Raw genomic sequence first — 17195 nt, 5'->3', positions numbered from 1 at the left:
TTACATGGCTGAGCGAGCCATAAGTCAAAGGGGACATCGCATTATTTGCGTTGTCCTCTTTTAAAATTTCTTGAGGAGGAATGAAATTATGAAGAGGAAAATGTTAGCACTTACGATGGCAGCAGTGATGGCAGCATCTATGACCGCATGCGGCGGCAGCAAGCCGGCAGAGACTACAGCAGCAGCTACCACAGCAGAGAGCAAGACAGGCGATGCAGCAGCAGAGAGTAAAGCAGACGATACTACGGCAGCTGCATCCGACAAAGTATATAAGATCGCTACCGATACCACCTTCGCACCGTTTGAGTTTGAGAACGACAAGGGTGAGATGGTCGGTGTGGATTTAGATATCTTAAAGGCGATCTCAGAGGACCAGGGTTTCCAGTATGAGCTGGTTGTGGCGGGCTTCTCAGCAGCAGTGACCGGCCTTGAGGCAGGCGAGTATGACGGTGTGATCGCCGGCATGTCCATCACCGACGAGAGAAAAGCAAAGTATGATTTCTCCGAGCCGTATTATGATTCCGGCGTGGGTATGGCAGTAGCAGCGGATTCTGATATCACCAGCTATGAGGGCTTAAACGGCAAGACCGTTGCGGCGAAGATCGGTACCGAGGGCTGTACCTTTGCTGAGTCCATCGCCGACCAGTATGGCTTTACCATCAACCAGTTTGAGGATTCCTCCAGTATGTACCAGGATGTGCTGGCAGGCAACTCTGTAGCATGCTTTGACGATTATCCGGTACTGGGTTATGAGATCTCCAGAGGCACCGCTTTGAAGCTTCCTCTTGATATGGAGCGTGGTTCTTCCTACGGCTTTGCAACCTTAAAGGGAGCGAATCCGGAACTGGTGGAGATGTTCAACGCAGGTCTTAAGAATTTGAAGGACAGCGGCAAGTATGATGAGATCTTAAATACCTACATTAAGAAATAAAACGGCTTTAAAATAAAAATAAGGTGATGAACAAATGGCTTTTTTCGACGTACTGATAAAATATTTTCCGTCCTTTTCCGTTGCATTGGGCGAGACATTAAAACTGACCGTAGTATCGTTGCTCTGTGCAACGGTACTTGGTGTCGTTTTCGGACTCTTTAAAGTGTCCGGTGTAAAACCGCTGAGAGTGATCGCCAATATCTATATTGATATTATCCGCGGTACCCCTCTGATGGTTCAAACCATGATCGTTTTTTATGGCCTCAGCCAGGTTTTGAGACCATACGGATTTTCCTGGAGCGCCATCGGAGGCAACTTTACGGCGGGCGCGGTAACTTTGAGCCTGAATGCGGGCGCCTATATGGCGGAGATCATCCGCGGCGGCATCGAGGCGATCGATAAGGGGCAGATGGAAGCGGCGCGCAGCCTGGGACTTCCCTATAGCAAAGCTATGCAGAAGGTTATCCTGCCGCAGGCATTCCGAACTATGATGCCCTCCATCATCAACCAGTTTATTATTTCTTTAAAGGACACCTCTCTGATCTCCATTATCGGGATCCGGGAACTGACCCAGAACGGCAAGATCATCGCAGCCAATTCTGCGTCTATGGTGATGGCGATCTGGCTGGTTGTTGCGGCGTTTTACCTGGTGATCTGTACGATCCTTTCCAAGGTTGCACTGGTAGTAGAGAGGAAGGTGTCTTATGGAAAACAGTAAGATTTCGGTGAAGCATTTAAAAAAGAACTTTGGAAAGCTGGAGGTCTTAAAAAGTATCAGTGTGGAGGTGGCGGAAGGTGAGGTAGTATGCCTGATCGGTCCGTCCGGTTCCGGAAAAAGCACATTCCTGCGCTGTCTAAACCGCCTGGAGAAGATCACGACGGGAGAGGTGGTCGTAGATGGTCATCCCATTTCCGATCCCAATGTCAATATCAACAAGGTGCGGGAGAACATTGGCATGGTGTTCCAGCATTTTAATCTGTTCCCCCATCTGACGGTGACGGAGAATATCACCCTGGCGCCGACTGAGTTAAAGCTGATGGATAAGCAGTCTGCAAAGGCGAGGGCCCTTGAGCTTTTAGCGAGGGTCGGTCTGGCGGATAAGGCGGACGCCTATCCGGGACAGCTCTCCGGGGGACAGAAGCAGCGCGTGGCGATCGCCCGTTCCCTTGCCATGAACCCGGATATCATGCTGTTTGACGAGCCAACCAGCGCCCTGGACCCGGAGATGGTCGGGGAAGTGTTGGAGGTTATGAAGCAGCTTGCCGCCGACGGCATGACCATGGTCGTGGTGACCCATGAGATGGGTTTTGCCAGAGAGGTGGCGGACCGCGTGATCTTCATGGACGATGGCTATATCGTGGAGGAAGGCACCCCGGAGGAGATCTTTTCCAATCCGAAGGAGGAGAGGACCATCAGTTTCCTTAATAAGGTGCTGTAAAGCAGTTGATGCAGGCATAAAGAGGAAAAAATATAATAGAGTGCACGATTTTATGAGGCGGCAGCGCGCAGAAATGACGCAGGCCGCCTCTTTTTCTGTGCACAGACACAAAAAACCACCCAAAATCGAAAGTAAGTTCGATGGATGTTCGATAAACGCTTGCTTTTTAACCCTTTCTTTGTATATAATAGCATAGGATTAGACTAGATATGGAGGAGTATGATGGCAAAGACACAGTATAATGCAGACAGCATTACCGTGCTGGAGGGGCTGGAGGCAGTCCGCAAGCGGCCGGGTATGTACATCGGAGGAGTCGGCAGCAAGGGCTTAAACCACTTGATCTACGAGATTGTGGACAATGCGGTGGACGAGCACCTGGCGGGGTATTGTGACAATATATGGGTAACATTGGAGAAGGACGGTTCCTGCACGGTGCGTGACAGCGGGCGCGGGATCCCGGTGGAGATGCACAAAAAGGGCATGTCCGCTGAGCGCGTGGTGCTCTCCACCCTGCACGCAGGAGGCAAGTTTGACAACGACGCCTACAAGACCAGCGGCGGCCTTCACGGGGTTGGTTCCTCCGTGGTCAACGCCCTCTCCGCACGCATGGACGTGAGGGTATATAAAAACGGGGCCATCCACCACGACGCCTACGAGCGGGGCATCCCGGTGGTGGAGCTGGTGGATGGGCTTTTGCCGGTGTTGGGGAAGACTAAGGAGACCGGAACGGAGATCAATTTCCTTCCGGACGGGGAGATCTTTGAGAAGACCCGGTTCAAGGCGGACTGGTTAAAGAGCCGTCTGCACGAGACGGCCTATTTGAACCCAAAGCTGACCATCAACTATGCCAATAAGCGGGCGGGCGAGGAGGAGACCATCGTCTATCACGAGCCGGAAGGGATCATTGCTTATGTAAAAGAGTTAAACAGCGGCAAGAACGCGGTCCATGACCCGATCTATTTTAAGAGCGAGATGGACAAGATCGAGGTGGAGGTGGCGATCCAGTTTGTAGATACCTTTGAGGAGAATATCCTGGGCTTCTGCAACAACATCTTTACCCAGGAGGGAGGCACCCATCTGGTGGGCTTCAAGACCCGCTTCACCCAGATGATCAACTCCTACGCAAAGGAGCTTGGCATCTTAAAGGACAAGGACCCGAATTTCACCGGCGCGGATACCAGGAACGGTATGACGGCGATCGTGGCGGTCAAGCATCCGGACCCGATCTTTGAAGGGCAGACCAAGACCAAGTTGGCCAGCGCCGACGCGACCAAGGCCGTGTTCACCATAACCGGAGACCTTTTGCAGCATTATTTTGACCGGAACTTGGAGACCCTGAAGGCGGTAATCGCCTGTGCGGAGAAGTCTGCCAGGATCCGCAAGGCCGAGGAGAAGGCCAAGACCAATATGCTGACCAAGTCCAAGTTCTCCTTTGACAGCAATGGCAAGCTGGCCAACTGTGAGAGCCGCGACGCGGAAAAATGCGAGATCTTCATCGTGGAGGGAGACTCCGCAGGCGGTTCTGCGAAGACGGCACGGAACCGTATGTACCAGGCGATCCTGCCGATCCGGGGCAAGATCCTCAATGTGGAAAAGGCGTCCATGGACAAGGTGTTGGCCAACGCGGAGATCAAGACCATGATCAACACCTTTGGCTGCGGTTTTTCCGAGGGCTACGGCAATGATTTTGATATCACGAAGCTGCGCTACAATAAGATCATCCTGATGACGGATGCGGATGTGGACGGAAGCCATATCGACACGCTGCTTCTGACATTTTTATACAGGTTTATGCCGGACCTGATCAATGACGGCCATGTCTATATCGCCATGCCGCCGCTTTATAAGGTGATCCCTTCCAGGGGCCAGGAGCAGTACTTATATGACGACAAGGAACTGGAGCGCTACCGGAAGACCCACACCGGGGATTTCCGCCTGCAAAGGTACAAGGGTCTTGGCGAGATGGACCCGGAGCAGCTCTGGGAGACGACCCTGGACCCGGAAAGGCGCGTGTTAAAACGGGTGGAGATCGAGGACGCCCGCCTGGCTTCCGAGGTGACGGAGATGCTGATGGGCAGCGACGTGCCGCCGAGAAAACAGTTTATCTACGAACATGCGGACGAAGCAGAGATTGATGCATAAGGAGAAGGAAGATGGCTGAGAAGATATTAACAACAGAATATTCGGAGGAAATGCAGCGCAGTTATTTGAACTACTCCATGAGCGTCATCACGGCCAGAGCGATCCCTGACGCCAGGGACGGCTTAAAGCCGGTCCAGCGCCGCGTCCTCTACGATATGGGAGAGCTGAAGCTGGCCCATGACAAGCCCCACAGGAAGTCGGCCCGTATCGTCGGCGATACCATGGGTAAATACCACCCCCACGGTGACAGTTCCATCTATGAGACCCTGGTGGTCATGTCCCAGAACTTTAAAAAGGGTATGGCTTTGGTGGACGGCCACGGCAACTTCGGTTCCATCGAGGGCGATGGCGCCGCCGCCATGCGGTATACGGAAGCAAGGCTCCAGAAGTTTGCGGAGGAAGTCTACTTAAAGGATTTGGACAAAACAGTCAATTTTGTTCCCAACTACGACGAGTCGGAGAAGGAGCCGGAGGTGCTCCCGGTCCGCGTCCCCAACCTGCTGATCAACGGAGCGGAAGGCATCGCCGTAGGCATGAGCACCAGCATTCCCCCGCACAATCTGGGGGAAGTAGTAGATCTGGTCCAGGCCTATATTGATAACCCGGATATGACCACCGCAGAGATGATGAACCTGATGCCGGGACCGGATTTCCCCACCGGAGGCATTATCGCCAACAAAAGTGATTTAGCGGAGATCTATGAGACAGGCTCCGGTAAGATCAAGCTGCGCGGCAAACTGGAGGTGGAACTGGGCAAACGCCGCAGCGACAAGGATAAGCTGGTCATCACCGAGATCCCCTATACCATGATCGGTGCCGGTATCAACAAGTTTTTGGTGGACGTGGCGGATCTGGTGGAGAGCCGGAAGCTGACGGACGTGGTGGATATCTCCAACCAGTCCAACAAGGACGGCATCCGCATCGTGCTGGAACTGAAAAAAGATGCGGACATCGACAAAATCAAAAATATCCTCTATAAGAAAACCAAGCTGGAGGACACCTTCGGCGTCAACATGCTGGCGATCACCCATGGAAGGCCGGAGACACTGAACCTGCGCGGCATCCTTAAGAACTATCTGGAGTTCCAGTATGAGAACGCGACCCGCAAGTACCAGGCCCTGCTTGACAAGGAGCTGGAGAAAAAGGAGATCCGCGAGGGACTGATCAAGGCCTGTGACGTGATCGACTTGATCATCGCGATCCTGCGCGGTTCCCGGAATCTGAAAGACGCGAAAGCCTGTCTGACCACCGGCGATATCAGCAATATCCAGTTTAAGCATCCCGGCTTTGAGGAAGATGCAAAACAGCTGCGTTTTACGGAGAGGCAGGCCACCGCGATCCTGGAAATGCGCCTGTATAAGCTGATCGGCCTGGAGATCATGGCCCTTGAAAAGGAATATAAAGAGTGCTTAAAAAAGATCGCCCAGTACGAGAAGATCTTAAAGAGCCGCAAAAACATGAATGTGGTGATCAAAGAGGATTTGGAGAATATCAAAAAGGAATTTGCCCTTCCCAGAAAGACCGTGATCGAGGACGGACGGGAAGCCGTGTACGAGGAAGCGCCCATGGAGGTGCAGGAGGTGGTCTTTGTCATGGACCGGTTCGGTTACTGCAAGATCTTAGACCGTGCCACCTACGACAGGAACCAGGAGACCGTTGAGGCGGAGTACAAGTATATCATCCCCTGTTTGAATACCGATAAGCTCTGTATCTTTACCAATACGGGAAGCCTGCATCAGACGAAGGTGACCGATATCCCGCTTGGCAAGCTCAGAGACAAGGGAACGCCGATCGACAATGTGAGCAAGTACGACGGCAGCAAGGAGGAGATCATCTTCCTGACCAGCTTCGGCAAACTGACCGGACAGCTTCTCTTATTCGCAACAAAGATGGCTATGGTAAAACAGGTTCCCGCGGAGGAATTTATCACCAACAACAGGACGGTGGCAGCTACCAAGCTCCAGGAGGGCGACGAAGTGGCGGTCATCCGTGTGGTCGGCGCGGAGAGTGATATCGTGCTCCAGACCACAGGAGACATGTTCCTTAGATTTTCCATGGAGGAGATCCCGGAGCTTAAGAAAAACTCCCGGGGCGTGCGCGGCATGAAGCTCGGAAAAGGAGAGGAGTTAGAGCACGTCTACTTTGTGAGCATGGAGCCGGAGATCGTTTACAAAAAGAAGGAAGTGCATTTAAACCGCTTAAAGATCGCAAAGCGGGACGGCAAGGGGAGTAAGGTAAGGCTGTAAGCAGGATTATGACGGAAGACTGTGTGATACTCTACATTCCGTATCATATCAAAATCCTCCAGGCTGCTTGTCTGGCTGGATGGAGAGAACCGCCCGCAGAGGATCCTCAAGCTTCCTGCCCGGTGGTAAGGGAAAAGGAATCCGCGACATGCGTACAGATGTATATTTGCAAAAGAATGTGTGCGCGTCACAAATACAAATGTATTTTTCTCGCGAATAAGTATTGATTTTTTTTATAATATGATATAACATAGTCAGGAATTCAATTCCGGGCGGCGCGGATAACACCGGACACGGGGTTGCATTAAGAGGAGAATAAGGAGCTTACGATTATGGAAAAGAAGTTGAAGGTAGGCGTGCTTGGCGCGACCGGTATGGTAGGACAGAGATTTATCTCCCTTCTGGAGAATCACCCGTGGTATGAGGTAGTGACCGTGGCTGCAAGCCCCCGTTCCGCCGGCAAGACCTATGAGGAGGCCGTGGGCGGCCGCTGGAAGATGACGACCCCGATGCCGGAAGCCGTGAAAAAGCTTGTGGTCATGAATGTGAACGAGGTGGAGAAGGTGGCCTCCGGCGTGGATTTCGTATTCAGCGCCGTAGATATGACCAAGGACGAGATCAAAGCTATCGAGGAAGCCTATGCAAAGACCGAGACCCCGGTGGTATCCAATAACAGCGCGCACCGCTGGACACCGGATGTGCCGATGGTGATACCGGAGATCAATCCGGAGCATTTTAAAGTGATCGAGTTCCAGAAGAAGCGTCTGGGCACCCAGAAAGGTTTTATCGCTGTAAAGCCCAACTGCTCCATCCAGAGTTACGCGCCGGTTTTAAGTGCATGGAAGGAATTTGAGCCCTATGAGGTGGTGGCAACCACCTATCAGGCGATATCCGGCGCTGGAAAGACCTTTAAGGACTGGCCGGAGATGGAGGGCAACATCATCCCCTACATCGGCGGTGAGGAAGAAAAGAGCGAGCAGGAACCGCTCCGGATCTGGGGCGAGATAAAGGACGGCGTGATCGTAAAAGCTGCTGAACCGTTGATCACCTGCCAGTGTATCCGCGTGCCGGTGCTCAACGGACATACGGCTGCCGTATTCGTGAAGTTTAGAAAGAAACCGTCCAAAGAAGAACTGATCGACCGCATGGTAAACTACAAGGGCCTTCCGCAGGAGCTTAAGCTGCCCAGCGCCCCGGCACAGTTTATCCAGTATCTGGAGGAAGATAACCGTCCGCAGGTAACGCTTGACGTTGATTTTGAAAACGGCATGGGTGTCTCTGTGGGACGTCTGAGAGAGGATACGGTTTATGATTATAAGTTTGTGGGCCTGTCCCACAACACGGTCCGCGGCGCGGCAGGCGGCGCAGTGCTGTGTGCAGAGCTTTTGACGGCGCAGGGATATATTCAGGCGAAGTAATAAGATCAAGTTTAATTGCTAAGAAACTCCATTCAGATTAGGATGGAGTTTCTTTCTTTTTGAATAAAAGTGTGGTAAAATAACCATTAATACAATCTGCGGATCATCAGTGTATTATCTATGATTTTGAGGTGTGAATTGGAAAGGGGAAATGGATTATGTCATGGAAAAAAGAAAGTTTTGGAACATTACCGAATGGAGCGCAGGCAGACCGATACATACTGACCAATGAAAACGGCGCATCCGCGTCATTTACCAATCTGGGCGGCATCTGGCTGACGATGGTGGTTCCGGATAAAGACGGGAAGATGGACGATGTGCTGCTGGGTTACGATACGGTAGAGAAATGCACCACTTTGGGCGGGCATCTGGGCGAGATCGTAGGCCGTAACGCCAACCGGATCGGCGGCGCAGCATTTACTTTAAACGGGGTCACTTATGCCCTGGTCATCAACTCCGGCAGCAAGAACAACCTGCACAGCGGCCCGGACTATTACCGCGACCGTCTGTGGGATGCAGAAGTGGAGGAGACCGGGCTTGGAACCAGGATCACCTTCTCCCTGTTCAGCCCCGACGGCGACCAGAATTATCCGGGCAATGCCAATATCGCGGTCAGCTACACCCTGACGCCGGACAACAGCCTGCGCCTGGATTACCATATGGTGGCGGATGAGGATACCATCGCCAATTTCACCAACCACGCGTATTTTAACCTGGCGGGACATGCTTCCGGCAGCGCCGTGGACCAGAAGGTATGGATCGATGCGGACACCTTTACCATGGCCGATGCAGAATCCATCCCAACCGGGGAACTGGTGAGCGTGAAAGGCACTCCGATGGATTTTACAGTTTTAAAAACGATCGGACAGGATATAAACGCAGACTATGAGCCTCTCGTCCTGGGGAACGGTTATGACCATAACTGGGCGCTGAACCATGCAGAGGGAGAGCTGGCTCTGTCGGCCAAAGCCGTGGACGAGGCCAGCGGCCGCGTGATGGAAGTGTATACAGATCTTCCGGGTGTTCAGTTCTATACTGCCAACTTCTTAGACGGAGTGACGGGAAAGGACGGGGCCGAATACCATCCGCGCTATGGTTACTGTTTCGAGACCCAGTATTTCCCGGATGCCGTCAATAAGCCGCAGTTTAAATCCCCGGTGCTGAAAGCGGGAGAGGAATATAAAACTACGACCATATACCGTTTTACGACAGTATAAAAAGGGAGAAGCTTATGGAATTCACACAGGCATCACTGGACGATATAGAACTGCTCACAGCCACCAGAGTCCAGGTACTGCGGGCGGCGAACCGGCTGCCGGAGGATGTGGATATGAGTGTTGTCAGGCAGCAGTCCAGAATGTACTACCAACGCTCCCTGGCTGACGGAAGCCATGCAGCGTATCTTGTGTTTGACGGGGAAAAAGTGGTCGGAGCCGGAGGTGTCAGCTTTTTTAAGGTAATGCCTACTTATCACAATCCATCAGGTGAGAAGGCTTATATCATGAACATGTATACCCACCCGGATTACAGGCGGAGAGGAATCGCATACCAGGTGCTGGACCTGCTTGTGGGGGAAGCCAGGAAACGTGGGATCGACGCCGTCTCCTTAGAGGCCACGGATATGGGCAGGCCGCTCTATGAAAAGTATGGTTTTGTGCCGATGGAGCATGAGATGGAGCTGCCCGGAGAGACTTACCGATGAAGAATATGGATTTTCACCGCCGGTTTCAGCCGCTCACCGCAAGACCATTTTCCCAGGACAGCACATACAGAGAGGCGCCTCCGTCTCCGGCGCTGGCGCCGTTTGTCCGCTGCTTCTGGGGAAGCTCTGAAGAATTTTCTCTTTCGGCAGCGGGATTATATACCGACCGCCTGATCATTCCGGATACCTGCGTGGATATGATCATCCAGACGGAGGATCATGCAGTCAGATGCCGGTTCTGCGGCCTGGACCAGGAGGCATACCGATCAGATATGACTGCAGGGACCTGCGCGGTTTTTGCGGTGCGTCTGTATTTCTGGGCAGTGCCATTTTTGATCCGGGAGGAGGCGCGGTGCATGGCGATTCCGGTAAGCTCCTGTGAGGCGTATTTCCCCGGGATAGAAACATACCTGGAGGAGCACGATTTTGCCTCCTGCTCTTTCCAGGAAAAAACAGCGCTGTTAGAACGATATCTCCTGTGCCGTCTGGATACGGAACAGGTCCCGGCGCCGCTTTTGAATTCGGTGGATTTTCTTTTAAAGCATCACGGCAGCCTGTCTATAAAAGAACTGGCTGAACATAGTGTGGTAAGTTCCCGCACCTTAGAGCGGATGTTCAAACGCCACATGGGGATGCAGCCCAAGAAGCTGGCCGACTTAGTCCGCTATCAGGTCCTGTGGCGTCATGCTCTGACCAGACATGACTTTCAGATTCAGGATGAAGTGTTTGAGCTGGGCTTCTATGACCAGGCCCATCTGCTGAATACTTTTCGCCGGTATCACGGCATGGGGCTTGGCGAAGCATTGGAATACAGTTTTCCCAGTCTTCCCGATTCCGGACGCTGACGGTTTTTTCCAAGACGGCTGTTCACTTCTGTGCTAATATAGTCAGACACCAACAGCATAAAGGAGAGTACAGTTATGAAAACCGTAAACGATTTTTTGGAACGTATCAAAGGGGAAGAAACGGCAGTGCTTGCGACGGCTTCCGGCGGGATGGTTACCATGAGGACCGTAAGCCCCGTCTGCACAGAGGATGCTGTCCTGATCTTTACAAGCCCTCAGTCCTGCAAGTACCGGCAGCTTAAAGAAAATCCCAATTGCTGCCTTTCTGCGGGCGGATTTTATCTTCAGGCGCGTGCAGCATTCGCAGGTCCCACCATGAAGGAAGAAAATGCCTCCCTCAGAGAGCTTTACAATGCGAAATTTCCGGGAGCATTTGACGCGGATATGGATTTTGGAGGCAGGGATTCGGATTTTATCCTGTTTAAGCCAGTGGCTTTAAGCGGATGGAGCTATGAGAGCGGAGGACCGGTGCCGGTCAGCCTTACTTTTTAGGATAGAATAGAACGGATTTTCCTACAAGCAGAAACAGAACCGGGACACAGATTTTGTCTGTGTCCCGGTTCTGCATCTGTACTCTTTACAGATGATCTTACGCCATACCTGCGTACTGGTTGTGCACCTTCTGAATCTGGGACTGGTCAGCGTTCTGAGTGCTGTACCAGCCTTTGGCAGACATTTTTTTGTAAATGTCATCCTGCATACACAAGCTGTTGTCAAGCGCCTGGTCGAATGCCTGGCGGACATTGGCGGTTGAGGACTCTATAGTACCGTGAAGGTACAGGTCGCATACGCCTTTGGTTGTCAGCAGCAGGTTTTCCATTATACAACGGTCATCCATTGTGCCACCTCCTTAAGTTAAATGATAGAATGTGTCAAAAATCTGGTTGTGTTTCTCTGCGATCTGCTGTACGCAGGCTTTCAGCTCTGCATCCTGCAGATTCTGAATCGCCTCCTGGCACTGAGTTTTTAAAAATTTCTCATGCCCGAGCGCATCATCTACATAATTCAATTCCTTCGGACTCATAACATCACCTCCATCATTAGTATGTGTAATTTTGCCCGAAAAACATTTTCAAATTTCTGACAAATTAAGTAGAAGCTTCTAGTGTATTATTTTTTTTCGAACACATACTATCATCGTAACACAAAACAAACCGGTCGTGAGGTAGGAAGAAATCATAAAGCCTGCCTCAGGGCAGGCGGACTAAAAAAGGAGGCCAATCATATGGCAAGCAGATCTTCTAACAGAGCAGAGGTTCCTGAAGCAAAAGAGGCACTGGATCGTTTCAAAATGGAAGTAGCAAACGAAATCGGAGTACCGTTATCTAACGGTTACAACGGAAACCTGACTTCCGCACAGAATGGTTCTGTCGGCGGTTATATGGTTAAGAAAATGATTGAGGCTCAGGAAAGACAGATGGCCGGCAAATAAATAAAGGCCAGACAGAGAAAATCCCGGCAGCTTAGGCTGACCGGGATTTTTTCATGTGCAGTAGAATATGGATACCGGTCTGGACTTGTTGTACGCAAAAATGTACTGAAATTACTTCACAAACTGCTTGTGCTACAGAAAAATAAAATATATAATGATACAAGATAAATCAATGAGGAGATTTTTTATGCGTGTAATAGCCGGAAGCGCCAGACGGGTGCCTTTAAAGACGCCCGAGGGCATGGATACCCGCCCAACCCAGGACAGGATCAAGGAAACCCTGTTCAATATGCTTCAGTATGAGCTTGCGGACTGTATATTCCTGGATCTTTTTGCAGGCAGCGGAGCCATTGGCATCGAAGCGCTTAGCCGCGGGGCGAAGCAGGCCGTATTTGTGGAGCAGGATGAGAAGGCCGTAGCCATCATCCGGGAGAACTTAAAAGCAACCCGGCTGGAAGACCGGGCGGTCATCATGCACTGTGATGCGCTTTCCGCCCTGCGCAGGCTGGAGGGAAAGTACCGGTTTGATCTTATTTTTATGGACCCGCCATATAACCATGAGCTGGAAAAGCAGATGCTTTCTTCTCTTAAGGATTCTTCTCTGATCGATAAGGAGAGCACCATCATTGTGGAGGCTTCTTTAGAGACATCCTTTGACTATTTGGAATCCATCGGATTTATCATGGAAAAGAATAAAAAATACAAGACGAACAGACATGTATTTGTCTACCGAGGAGAATAAGATGACAGTAGCAGTATACCCAGGCAGTTTCGATCCGGTGACTTTAGGGCATATGGATATTATTGAGCGTACCGCGCATATGATGGGGCATGTAATTATCGGTGTTTTACAGAATAATTCAAAAACTCCGTTGTTTTCTGTTGAGGAACGTGTTAATATGTTAAAGAGTGTAACATCACATCTTGATAACGTGGAGATCCGTTCTTTCGACGGACTGCTGGTGGATTTTGTCCATGCATGCCATGCAGATGTGATCGTGAGAGGCCTCCGGGCTATCACTGATTTTGAATATGAGCTTCAGATGGCGCAGACCAACCGGGTCATCGCGCCGGATATCGATACCGTGTTTTTGACGACCAACTTAAAGTATTCCTATTTAAGTTCCAGTATCGTAAAGGAGATCGCCGGATATAACGGGGATATCAGTGAGTTTTTGCACCCGGAGATAGCAGAAAAGATAAGACAGAAACTGAACATGAACTGAGTGAACAAATGGCTGTTGCCAGTCAATCATAGAGGTAAGGAGAGATAGCATGAGTAGAATCGAACAGTTAATCGGCGAAATTGAGGAGTACATTGACAGCTGCAAGTTCCAGCCCCTGTCCACCACCAAGATCCTGGTGAACAAAGAAGAGCTGGAAGAGCTTTTAGTAGAGCTTCGTCTGCGCATTCCGGACGAGATCAAAAAATATCAGAAGATCATCAGCAATCAGGACGCTATTTTAAATGAGGCGCGTATCCAGGCGGACGCAATCCTTGCCGATGCCACTGCTCAGACCAATGAGCTGGTAAACGAGCACGAGATCATGCAGAAGGCTTATGCCAGCGCCAATGAGATCGTGGAGGAAGCACAGCAACAGGCACAGGCAATCATTGACAGCGCAGTCGCTGATGCGGACAGCATCCGTCAGGGTTCCATCAATTATACCGACGATATGCTGAGAAGCCTTCAGACGATCATCAACCACTCCATGGAGGGTGCGCAGGGACGTTTTGATGCATTTATCTCCTCCATGCAGTCCAGCTACGATATCGTGACTTCCAACCGCAATGAACTGGCAGCGAGCGTCACCTCAGGGGAAGAAGAATACACTGAAGAACAGTAAGGATCATGCAGGAGAGACATGCATGCAGCAGTTTCCACAGTACATAATGCCGGATGGACAGTCCGGCATTTTTTGTTACACTTTTTGTCTGAAAGATACCGGAAAGCCCGCCAAAAGCAACAGCTGCAATCACCGCAGGCAGAATCCATGCTGCGGGCAGTCCGGCGCAGATCTGGTTGACGCCGGTAGTGATCTCTGCCGCGCCGATAAGCAGGAGCCGTAACATGGGCGGAAGGAAATTTATATGTTGGACCCATGCCGCCAAAATGGAAAACAGCATGATATAACCTCCGATCAGGACCATGGTCTCACAGGTGGAATGAATAATATCCTCCAAATTGGGCGGCTGGAGTTCTGCACCGGGTATCTGCGCACAAGAAAGAATACCGGCTTTTTCGGGATCTTCCAGGTGGTAGATCCGTCTTGCTATCATGGAAAGCGGCAGGACCGGCAGATAGAGGCAGGTAAATAAAAGCACCGGAGAGACTGCGAATGGAAGCTGCCCGGCAACATATCCCAGCAGGAACATGGGACTTGGATGATTGCAGACAGCAAGCAGATAATCCGCTTCCCTGCTGGTTATGGCCCCCCGCTCTTTAAAGTCGGCGCACAGCCGGGCGCCCAAAGGATAGCCGCACAGCATCCCGCAGAACATCACATAAGAACCCTGTACGGAAAGTCCAAATAACCGGTGCAGGACAGGATATACCGGGATCATCATCAGCTTTACCCCATCCAGGGCGACAATGGTCTGGGTGCAGATGATAAAAGGAGACAGGGTTGGGAGAACCACATTGAACCATAAAAGCAGCCCATTAGCGGCGCCCTGGACCGACCATACAGGGAATTTCAGCAGAAGCAGCAGAAGCAGGATAGGGAAGACACGTCGGAGCACAGACATAAGGAAAACTCCGGGCTTTTTTTCAATATATGATGAATTCGGCGGCGGTATTATTCCCTTGAAAAGAAATTTGTGATATACTGATATCCTGATACCAGAGTCAAAAGAACGGAATCTGATGAACACTTGATTCGTGAATAGAGGAATATGGAATGCAGATAGATTTACCGGAACGTTTTTTACAATCCATGAAACAACTGCTGGGCCCGGAATATGAATCCTGGCTGTCCAGCTATCAATGCGCGCCTTGCCAGGGGCTTCGGATCAACAGGTCCAAGCTGGAACTGCGCGAATGGGAGGACACAATTTCCCCCTTCAAGCTGCAACCGGTCCCCTGGTGCGGCGGCGGATATTATATTCCGGAGGATGTGCGGGCAGCCAAGCATCCTTATTATTATGCGGGGCTTTACTACATCCAGGAGCCAAGCGCGATGGCTCCTGCAGCGGTGCTCCCGGTGGAGCCGGGGGACCGTGTCCTGGATCTGTGCGCGGCTCCAGGCGGCAAAAGTACGGAACTGGGTGCAAGGCTGTTCGGCGAGGGACTGCTCGTATCCAATGATATCAGCAATTCCCGCGCAAGAGCGCTTTTAAAGAACCTGGAGCTGTTTGGCATCCCCAATATCTGTGTGACCAGCGAAACGCCGGAGAAGCTTGCAGATACCTTTGGGATGTTTTTCGACAAGATTTTAGTAGACGCGCCCTGCTCCGGGGAGGGGATGTTCCGCAAGGATCCGGATCTGATCAAAAGCTGGCTGGAACACGGGCCGGAATATTACGCGACCATACAGAGAGAGATCCTGTTCCATGCAGTCAGGATGCTGAAGCCAGGCGGGCTTCTATTATATTCTACCTGTACCTTTGCTAAGGTGGAGGATGAAGAGACCATAGACTGGATTCTGGAAAAAGCACCGGATATGGAGCTGGTAGCCGTTAAACTCTGGGAAGGGGCCTGTCCCGGCGTGGACGAAAAGCCGGTCATCCGTCTGTTCCCTCATAAGATCCAGGGCGAGGGGCATTTTCTTGCGCTGCTCCGTAAAAAGACGGGCGAACAGGAGGAAGTATCATGTGATCCTGTCACCATCCATAAAAAGGCGGACTCTGAGATCCGCGCGCTGGAAAAGGAAAGCGATTATCTAACCTGGGAAAAAGGGCTGAAGCAGCCCCTTGACCGGAGCCGCATGATGATAAAAAACGGGATGGTCTATTACCTTCCGGAGATCTTTGACCGCAGCTGGAACCTGCGGTATTTAAGGACTGGTCTTTTGGTGGGCGAGTGGAAGAAACAGAGATTCGAGCCTTCCCAGGCCATGGCGATGGTCCTTAAGCAACGGGAATATGAGAATACGGTTTCTTTTTCCGCAGAAGATGAGCGGACCATACGATATCTGAAGGGTGAGACCATCTTTTTAACGCAGGAAGAGCAGGACAGTACAAAGAAAGGCTGGTGCCTGGTCTGCGTAGATGGTTATCCCATGGGCTGGGCGAAGTGCACCGGCGGCAGTCTGAAGAATAAATATTATCCCGGATGGCGGTGGCAGTGATGGCAAAGATGATCAGACTGGATAAGTTTTTAGTGGAGATGAATAAGGGAAGCCGCAGCCAGATAAAAGAAGCGGCTAAAAAAGGAAGGATCCTGGTAAATGGCGAGACAGAGAAGAAAACAGAGCGGAAGATCGATCCGGATGCAGACTGGGTGACCTTTGACGGAGCTTTGGTGTCTTACCGGACCTTTGAATATATTATGCTGAATAAGCCGCAGGGGGTGGTTTCCGCCACGGAGGACAATCTGCATAAAACGGTGATCGATCTTCTGGAGGGAGACAACCGCAGCGACCTGTTTCCGGTAGGACGGCTGGATATCGATACAGAGGGGCTGCTGCTCTTGACCAACGACGGAGACTTGGCCCACCGTTTGCTGACGCCCAAAAAGCATGTGGACAAACAGTACTATGCAAGGGTGGAAGGTACACTTCCGAGGGATTGTGCAGAACAGATGGCCGCAGGCATCACTCTGACAGACGGAACGCAGGTGATGCCTGCGAAGCTTGAGCTGCTAAAGTGGAGTGCAGCGGCTGACGGTGTTTCCGAGGTTCTACTGACCATCCGTGAAGGCAAATTTCATCAGGTAAAACGGATGTTTGAGGCGATGGGCTGCAAGGTGGTATTCCTAAAGCGCCTGTCCATGGGGCCTCTGACGCTGGATGAAAACCTTTTGCCGGGGCAGTACCGGCATCTCACCGATGAGGAACTAGAAGCGCTTGGAGAAAAAAGTCTGGAGGCAAAGGAATAAA

General features: G+C 51.4%; 19 protein-coding genes. 16 read left to right on the top strand and 3 right to left on the bottom strand.

All coding sequences use genetic code 11. The annotated features are described in order from the left end of the window. Positions 1-88 precede the first annotated feature (88 nt). The 10 genes from AB1I67_RS15285 (at position 89) to AB1I67_RS15240 (ending at position 11215) form a co-directional block, all read left to right on the top strand. Complete coding sequence (locus AB1I67_RS15285) at positions 89-931, top strand: transporter substrate-binding domain-containing protein (RefSeq protein ID WP_367030730.1); 843 nt, start codon at positions 89-91, stop codon at positions 929-931. A gap of 34 nt (positions 932-965) precedes the next feature. After that, positions 966-1649 (top strand): amino acid ABC transporter permease, encoded by a 684-nt coding sequence (locus AB1I67_RS15280; RefSeq protein ID WP_367030729.1) that lies wholly within the window; start codon positions 966-968, stop codon positions 1647-1649. Further along, positions 1636-2370: an amino acid ABC transporter ATP-binding protein gene (locus AB1I67_RS15275; protein WP_367030727.1), complete on the top strand. Its 735-nt coding sequence runs from the start codon at positions 1636-1638 to the stop codon at positions 2368-2370. Before AB1I67_RS15280 ends, AB1I67_RS15275 begins: the two co-directional genes overlap by 14 nt. A 222-nt stretch (positions 2371-2592) precedes the next feature. Next, a complete protein-coding gene (locus AB1I67_RS15270; RefSeq protein ID WP_367032628.1) occupies positions 2593-4512 on the top strand; it encodes a DNA gyrase subunit B in 1920 nt (639 codons plus the stop codon). 11 nt (positions 4513-4523) lie between these two features. After that, on the top strand, positions 4524-6758 hold the full coding sequence (locus tag AB1I67_RS15265) for a DNA topoisomerase (ATP-hydrolyzing) (RefSeq protein WP_367030726.1): 2235 nt from the start codon (positions 4524-4526) through the stop codon (positions 6756-6758). Between the two features lie 332 nt (positions 6759-7090). After that, entirely contained in the window at positions 7091-8176 is a 1086-nt protein-coding gene (gene asd / locus AB1I67_RS15260; RefSeq protein WP_367030725.1) for an aspartate-semialdehyde dehydrogenase, read from the top strand. A gap of 158 nt (positions 8177-8334) precedes the next feature. Beyond that, the gene (locus tag AB1I67_RS15255) at positions 8335-9393 is read left to right on the top strand and encodes an aldose epimerase family protein (RefSeq protein WP_367030724.1); all 1059 of its coding nucleotides are present in this window, start codon (positions 8335-8337) and stop codon (positions 9391-9393) included. Between the two features lie 14 nt (positions 9394-9407). Next, positions 9408-9878, top strand: a complete 471-nt coding sequence (locus tag AB1I67_RS15250) for a GNAT family N-acetyltransferase (protein WP_367030723.1) — start codon at positions 9408-9410, stop codon at positions 9876-9878. Continuing rightward, a complete protein-coding gene (locus AB1I67_RS15245) occupies positions 9875-10723 on the top strand; it encodes a helix-turn-helix domain-containing protein (protein ID WP_367030722.1) in 849 nt (282 codons plus the stop codon). Before AB1I67_RS15250 ends, AB1I67_RS15245 begins: the two co-directional genes overlap by 4 nt. A 75-nt stretch (positions 10724-10798) precedes the next feature. After that, a complete protein-coding gene (locus tag AB1I67_RS15240) occupies positions 10799-11215 on the top strand; it encodes a pyridoxamine 5'-phosphate oxidase family protein (RefSeq protein WP_367030720.1) in 417 nt (138 codons plus the stop codon). A 97-nt stretch (positions 11216-11312) separates the two neighbouring features. Here AB1I67_RS15240 and AB1I67_RS15235 read toward each other — a convergent pair whose 3' ends face one another. Together AB1I67_RS15235 and AB1I67_RS15230 are read right to left on the bottom strand one after the other, a co-directional pair. Then, entirely contained in the window at positions 11313-11561 is a 249-nt protein-coding gene (locus AB1I67_RS15235) for a spore coat protein (protein ID WP_367030718.1), read from the bottom strand. A gap of 12 nt (positions 11562-11573) precedes the next feature. Further along, entirely contained in the window at positions 11574-11747 is a 174-nt protein-coding gene (locus AB1I67_RS15230) for a hypothetical protein (protein WP_367030717.1), read from the bottom strand. A gap of 201 nt (positions 11748-11948) precedes the next feature. Between AB1I67_RS15230 and AB1I67_RS15225 the strand changes: the two genes are divergently transcribed. The 4 genes from AB1I67_RS15225 (at position 11949) to AB1I67_RS15210 (ending at position 14003) form a co-directional block, all read left to right on the top strand. Further along, a complete protein-coding gene (locus AB1I67_RS15225) occupies positions 11949-12155 on the top strand; it encodes an alpha/beta-type small acid-soluble spore protein (RefSeq protein ID WP_367030716.1) in 207 nt (68 codons plus the stop codon). A gap of 187 nt (positions 12156-12342) precedes the next feature. After that, positions 12343-12897 (top strand): 16S rRNA (guanine(966)-N(2))-methyltransferase RsmD, encoded by a 555-nt coding sequence (rsmD, locus tag AB1I67_RS15220; protein ID WP_367030715.1) that lies wholly within the window; start codon positions 12343-12345, stop codon positions 12895-12897. 1 nt (position 12898) lies between these two features. After that, complete coding sequence (gene coaD, locus AB1I67_RS15215; protein WP_367030714.1) at positions 12899-13381, top strand: pantetheine-phosphate adenylyltransferase; 483 nt, start codon at positions 12899-12901, stop codon at positions 13379-13381. Positions 13382-13430: 49 nt separating this feature from the next. Beyond that, on the top strand, positions 13431-14003 hold the full coding sequence (locus tag AB1I67_RS15210) for a vacuolar family H+-ATPase subunit H (RefSeq protein ID WP_367030713.1): 573 nt from the start codon (positions 13431-13433) through the stop codon (positions 14001-14003). Here the strand turns inward: AB1I67_RS15210 and AB1I67_RS15205 are convergent. Further along, complete coding sequence (locus AB1I67_RS15205) at positions 13966-14904, bottom strand: nucleoside recognition protein (protein WP_367030712.1); 939 nt, start codon at positions 14902-14904, stop codon at positions 13966-13968. The genes AB1I67_RS15210 and AB1I67_RS15205 overlap by 38 nt on opposite strands. A gap of 152 nt (positions 14905-15056) precedes the next feature. Here AB1I67_RS15205 and AB1I67_RS15200 point away from each other — a divergent pair, with 152 nt between their 5' ends. After that, the gene (locus tag AB1I67_RS15200) at positions 15057-16445 is read left to right on the top strand and encodes an RsmB/NOP family class I SAM-dependent RNA methyltransferase (RefSeq protein ID WP_367030711.1); all 1389 of its coding nucleotides are present in this window, start codon (positions 15057-15059) and stop codon (positions 16443-16445) included. Positions 16446-16453: 8 nt separating this feature from the next. Continuing rightward, the gene (locus AB1I67_RS15195) at positions 16454-17194 is read left to right on the top strand and encodes a pseudouridine synthase (protein ID WP_367032627.1); all 741 of its coding nucleotides are present in this window, start codon (positions 16454-16456) and stop codon (positions 17192-17194) included. The last annotated feature ends 1 nt before the right edge of the window (position 17195 follow it).

The organism is Clostridium sp. AN503, assembly GCF_040719375.1.
Lineage (GTDB): Bacteria > Bacillota > Clostridia > Lachnospirales > Lachnospiraceae > Brotaphodocola.
This window is presented reverse-complemented; position numbering and strand designations above follow the sequence as displayed.

Excerpts from the sequence above, each read along its gene's own strand:
- AB1I67_RS15205 (WP_367030712.1), bottom strand. The coding sequence starts at position 14,904 with ATGTCTGTGCTCCGACGTGTCTTCCCTATCCTGCTTCTGCTGCTTCTG.
- AB1I67_RS15270 (WP_367032628.1), top strand. The coding sequence starts at position 2,593 with ATGGCAAAGACACAGTATAATGCAGACAGCATTACCGTGCTGGAGGGG.
- AB1I67_RS15235 (WP_367030718.1), bottom strand. The coding sequence starts at position 11,561 with ATGGATGACCGTTGTATAATGGAAAACCTGCTGCTGACAACCAAAGGC.
- asd (WP_367030725.1), top strand. The coding sequence starts at position 7,091 with ATGGAAAAGAAGTTGAAGGTAGGCGTGCTTGGCGCGACCGGTATGGTA.
- rsmD (WP_367030715.1), top strand. The coding sequence starts at position 12,343 with ATGCGTGTAATAGCCGGAAGCGCCAGACGGGTGCCTTTAAAGACGCCC.
- AB1I67_RS15265 (WP_367030726.1), top strand. The coding sequence starts at position 4,524 with ATGGCTGAGAAGATATTAACAACAGAATATTCGGAGGAAATGCAGCGC.
- AB1I67_RS15245 (WP_367030722.1), top strand. The coding sequence starts at position 9,875 with ATGAAGAATATGGATTTTCACCGCCGGTTTCAGCCGCTCACCGCAAGA.
- AB1I67_RS15255 (WP_367030724.1), top strand. The coding sequence starts at position 8,335 with ATGTCATGGAAAAAAGAAAGTTTTGGAACATTACCGAATGGAGCGCAG.
- AB1I67_RS15240 (WP_367030720.1), top strand. The coding sequence starts at position 10,799 with ATGAAAACCGTAAACGATTTTTTGGAACGTATCAAAGGGGAAGAAACG.
- AB1I67_RS15210 (WP_367030713.1), top strand. The coding sequence starts at position 13,431 with ATGAGTAGAATCGAACAGTTAATCGGCGAAATTGAGGAGTACATTGAC.
- AB1I67_RS15250 (WP_367030723.1), top strand. The coding sequence starts at position 9,408 with ATGGAATTCACACAGGCATCACTGGACGATATAGAACTGCTCACAGCC.
- AB1I67_RS15275 (WP_367030727.1), top strand. The coding sequence starts at position 1,636 with ATGGAAAACAGTAAGATTTCGGTGAAGCATTTAAAAAAGAACTTTGGA.
- AB1I67_RS15200 (WP_367030711.1), top strand. The coding sequence starts at position 15,057 with ATGCAGATAGATTTACCGGAACGTTTTTTACAATCCATGAAACAACTG.
- AB1I67_RS15225 (WP_367030716.1), top strand. The coding sequence starts at position 11,949 with ATGGCAAGCAGATCTTCTAACAGAGCAGAGGTTCCTGAAGCAAAAGAG.
- AB1I67_RS15195 (WP_367032627.1), top strand. The coding sequence starts at position 16,454 with ATGATCAGACTGGATAAGTTTTTAGTGGAGATGAATAAGGGAAGCCGC.
- AB1I67_RS15230 (WP_367030717.1), bottom strand. The coding sequence starts at position 11,747 with ATGAGTCCGAAGGAATTGAATTATGTAGATGATGCGCTCGGGCATGAG.
- coaD (WP_367030714.1), top strand. The coding sequence starts at position 12,899 with ATGACAGTAGCAGTATACCCAGGCAGTTTCGATCCGGTGACTTTAGGG.
- AB1I67_RS15285 (WP_367030730.1), top strand. The coding sequence starts at position 89 with ATGAAGAGGAAAATGTTAGCACTTACGATGGCAGCAGTGATGGCAGCA.
- AB1I67_RS15280 (WP_367030729.1), top strand. The coding sequence starts at position 966 with ATGGCTTTTTTCGACGTACTGATAAAATATTTTCCGTCCTTTTCCGTT.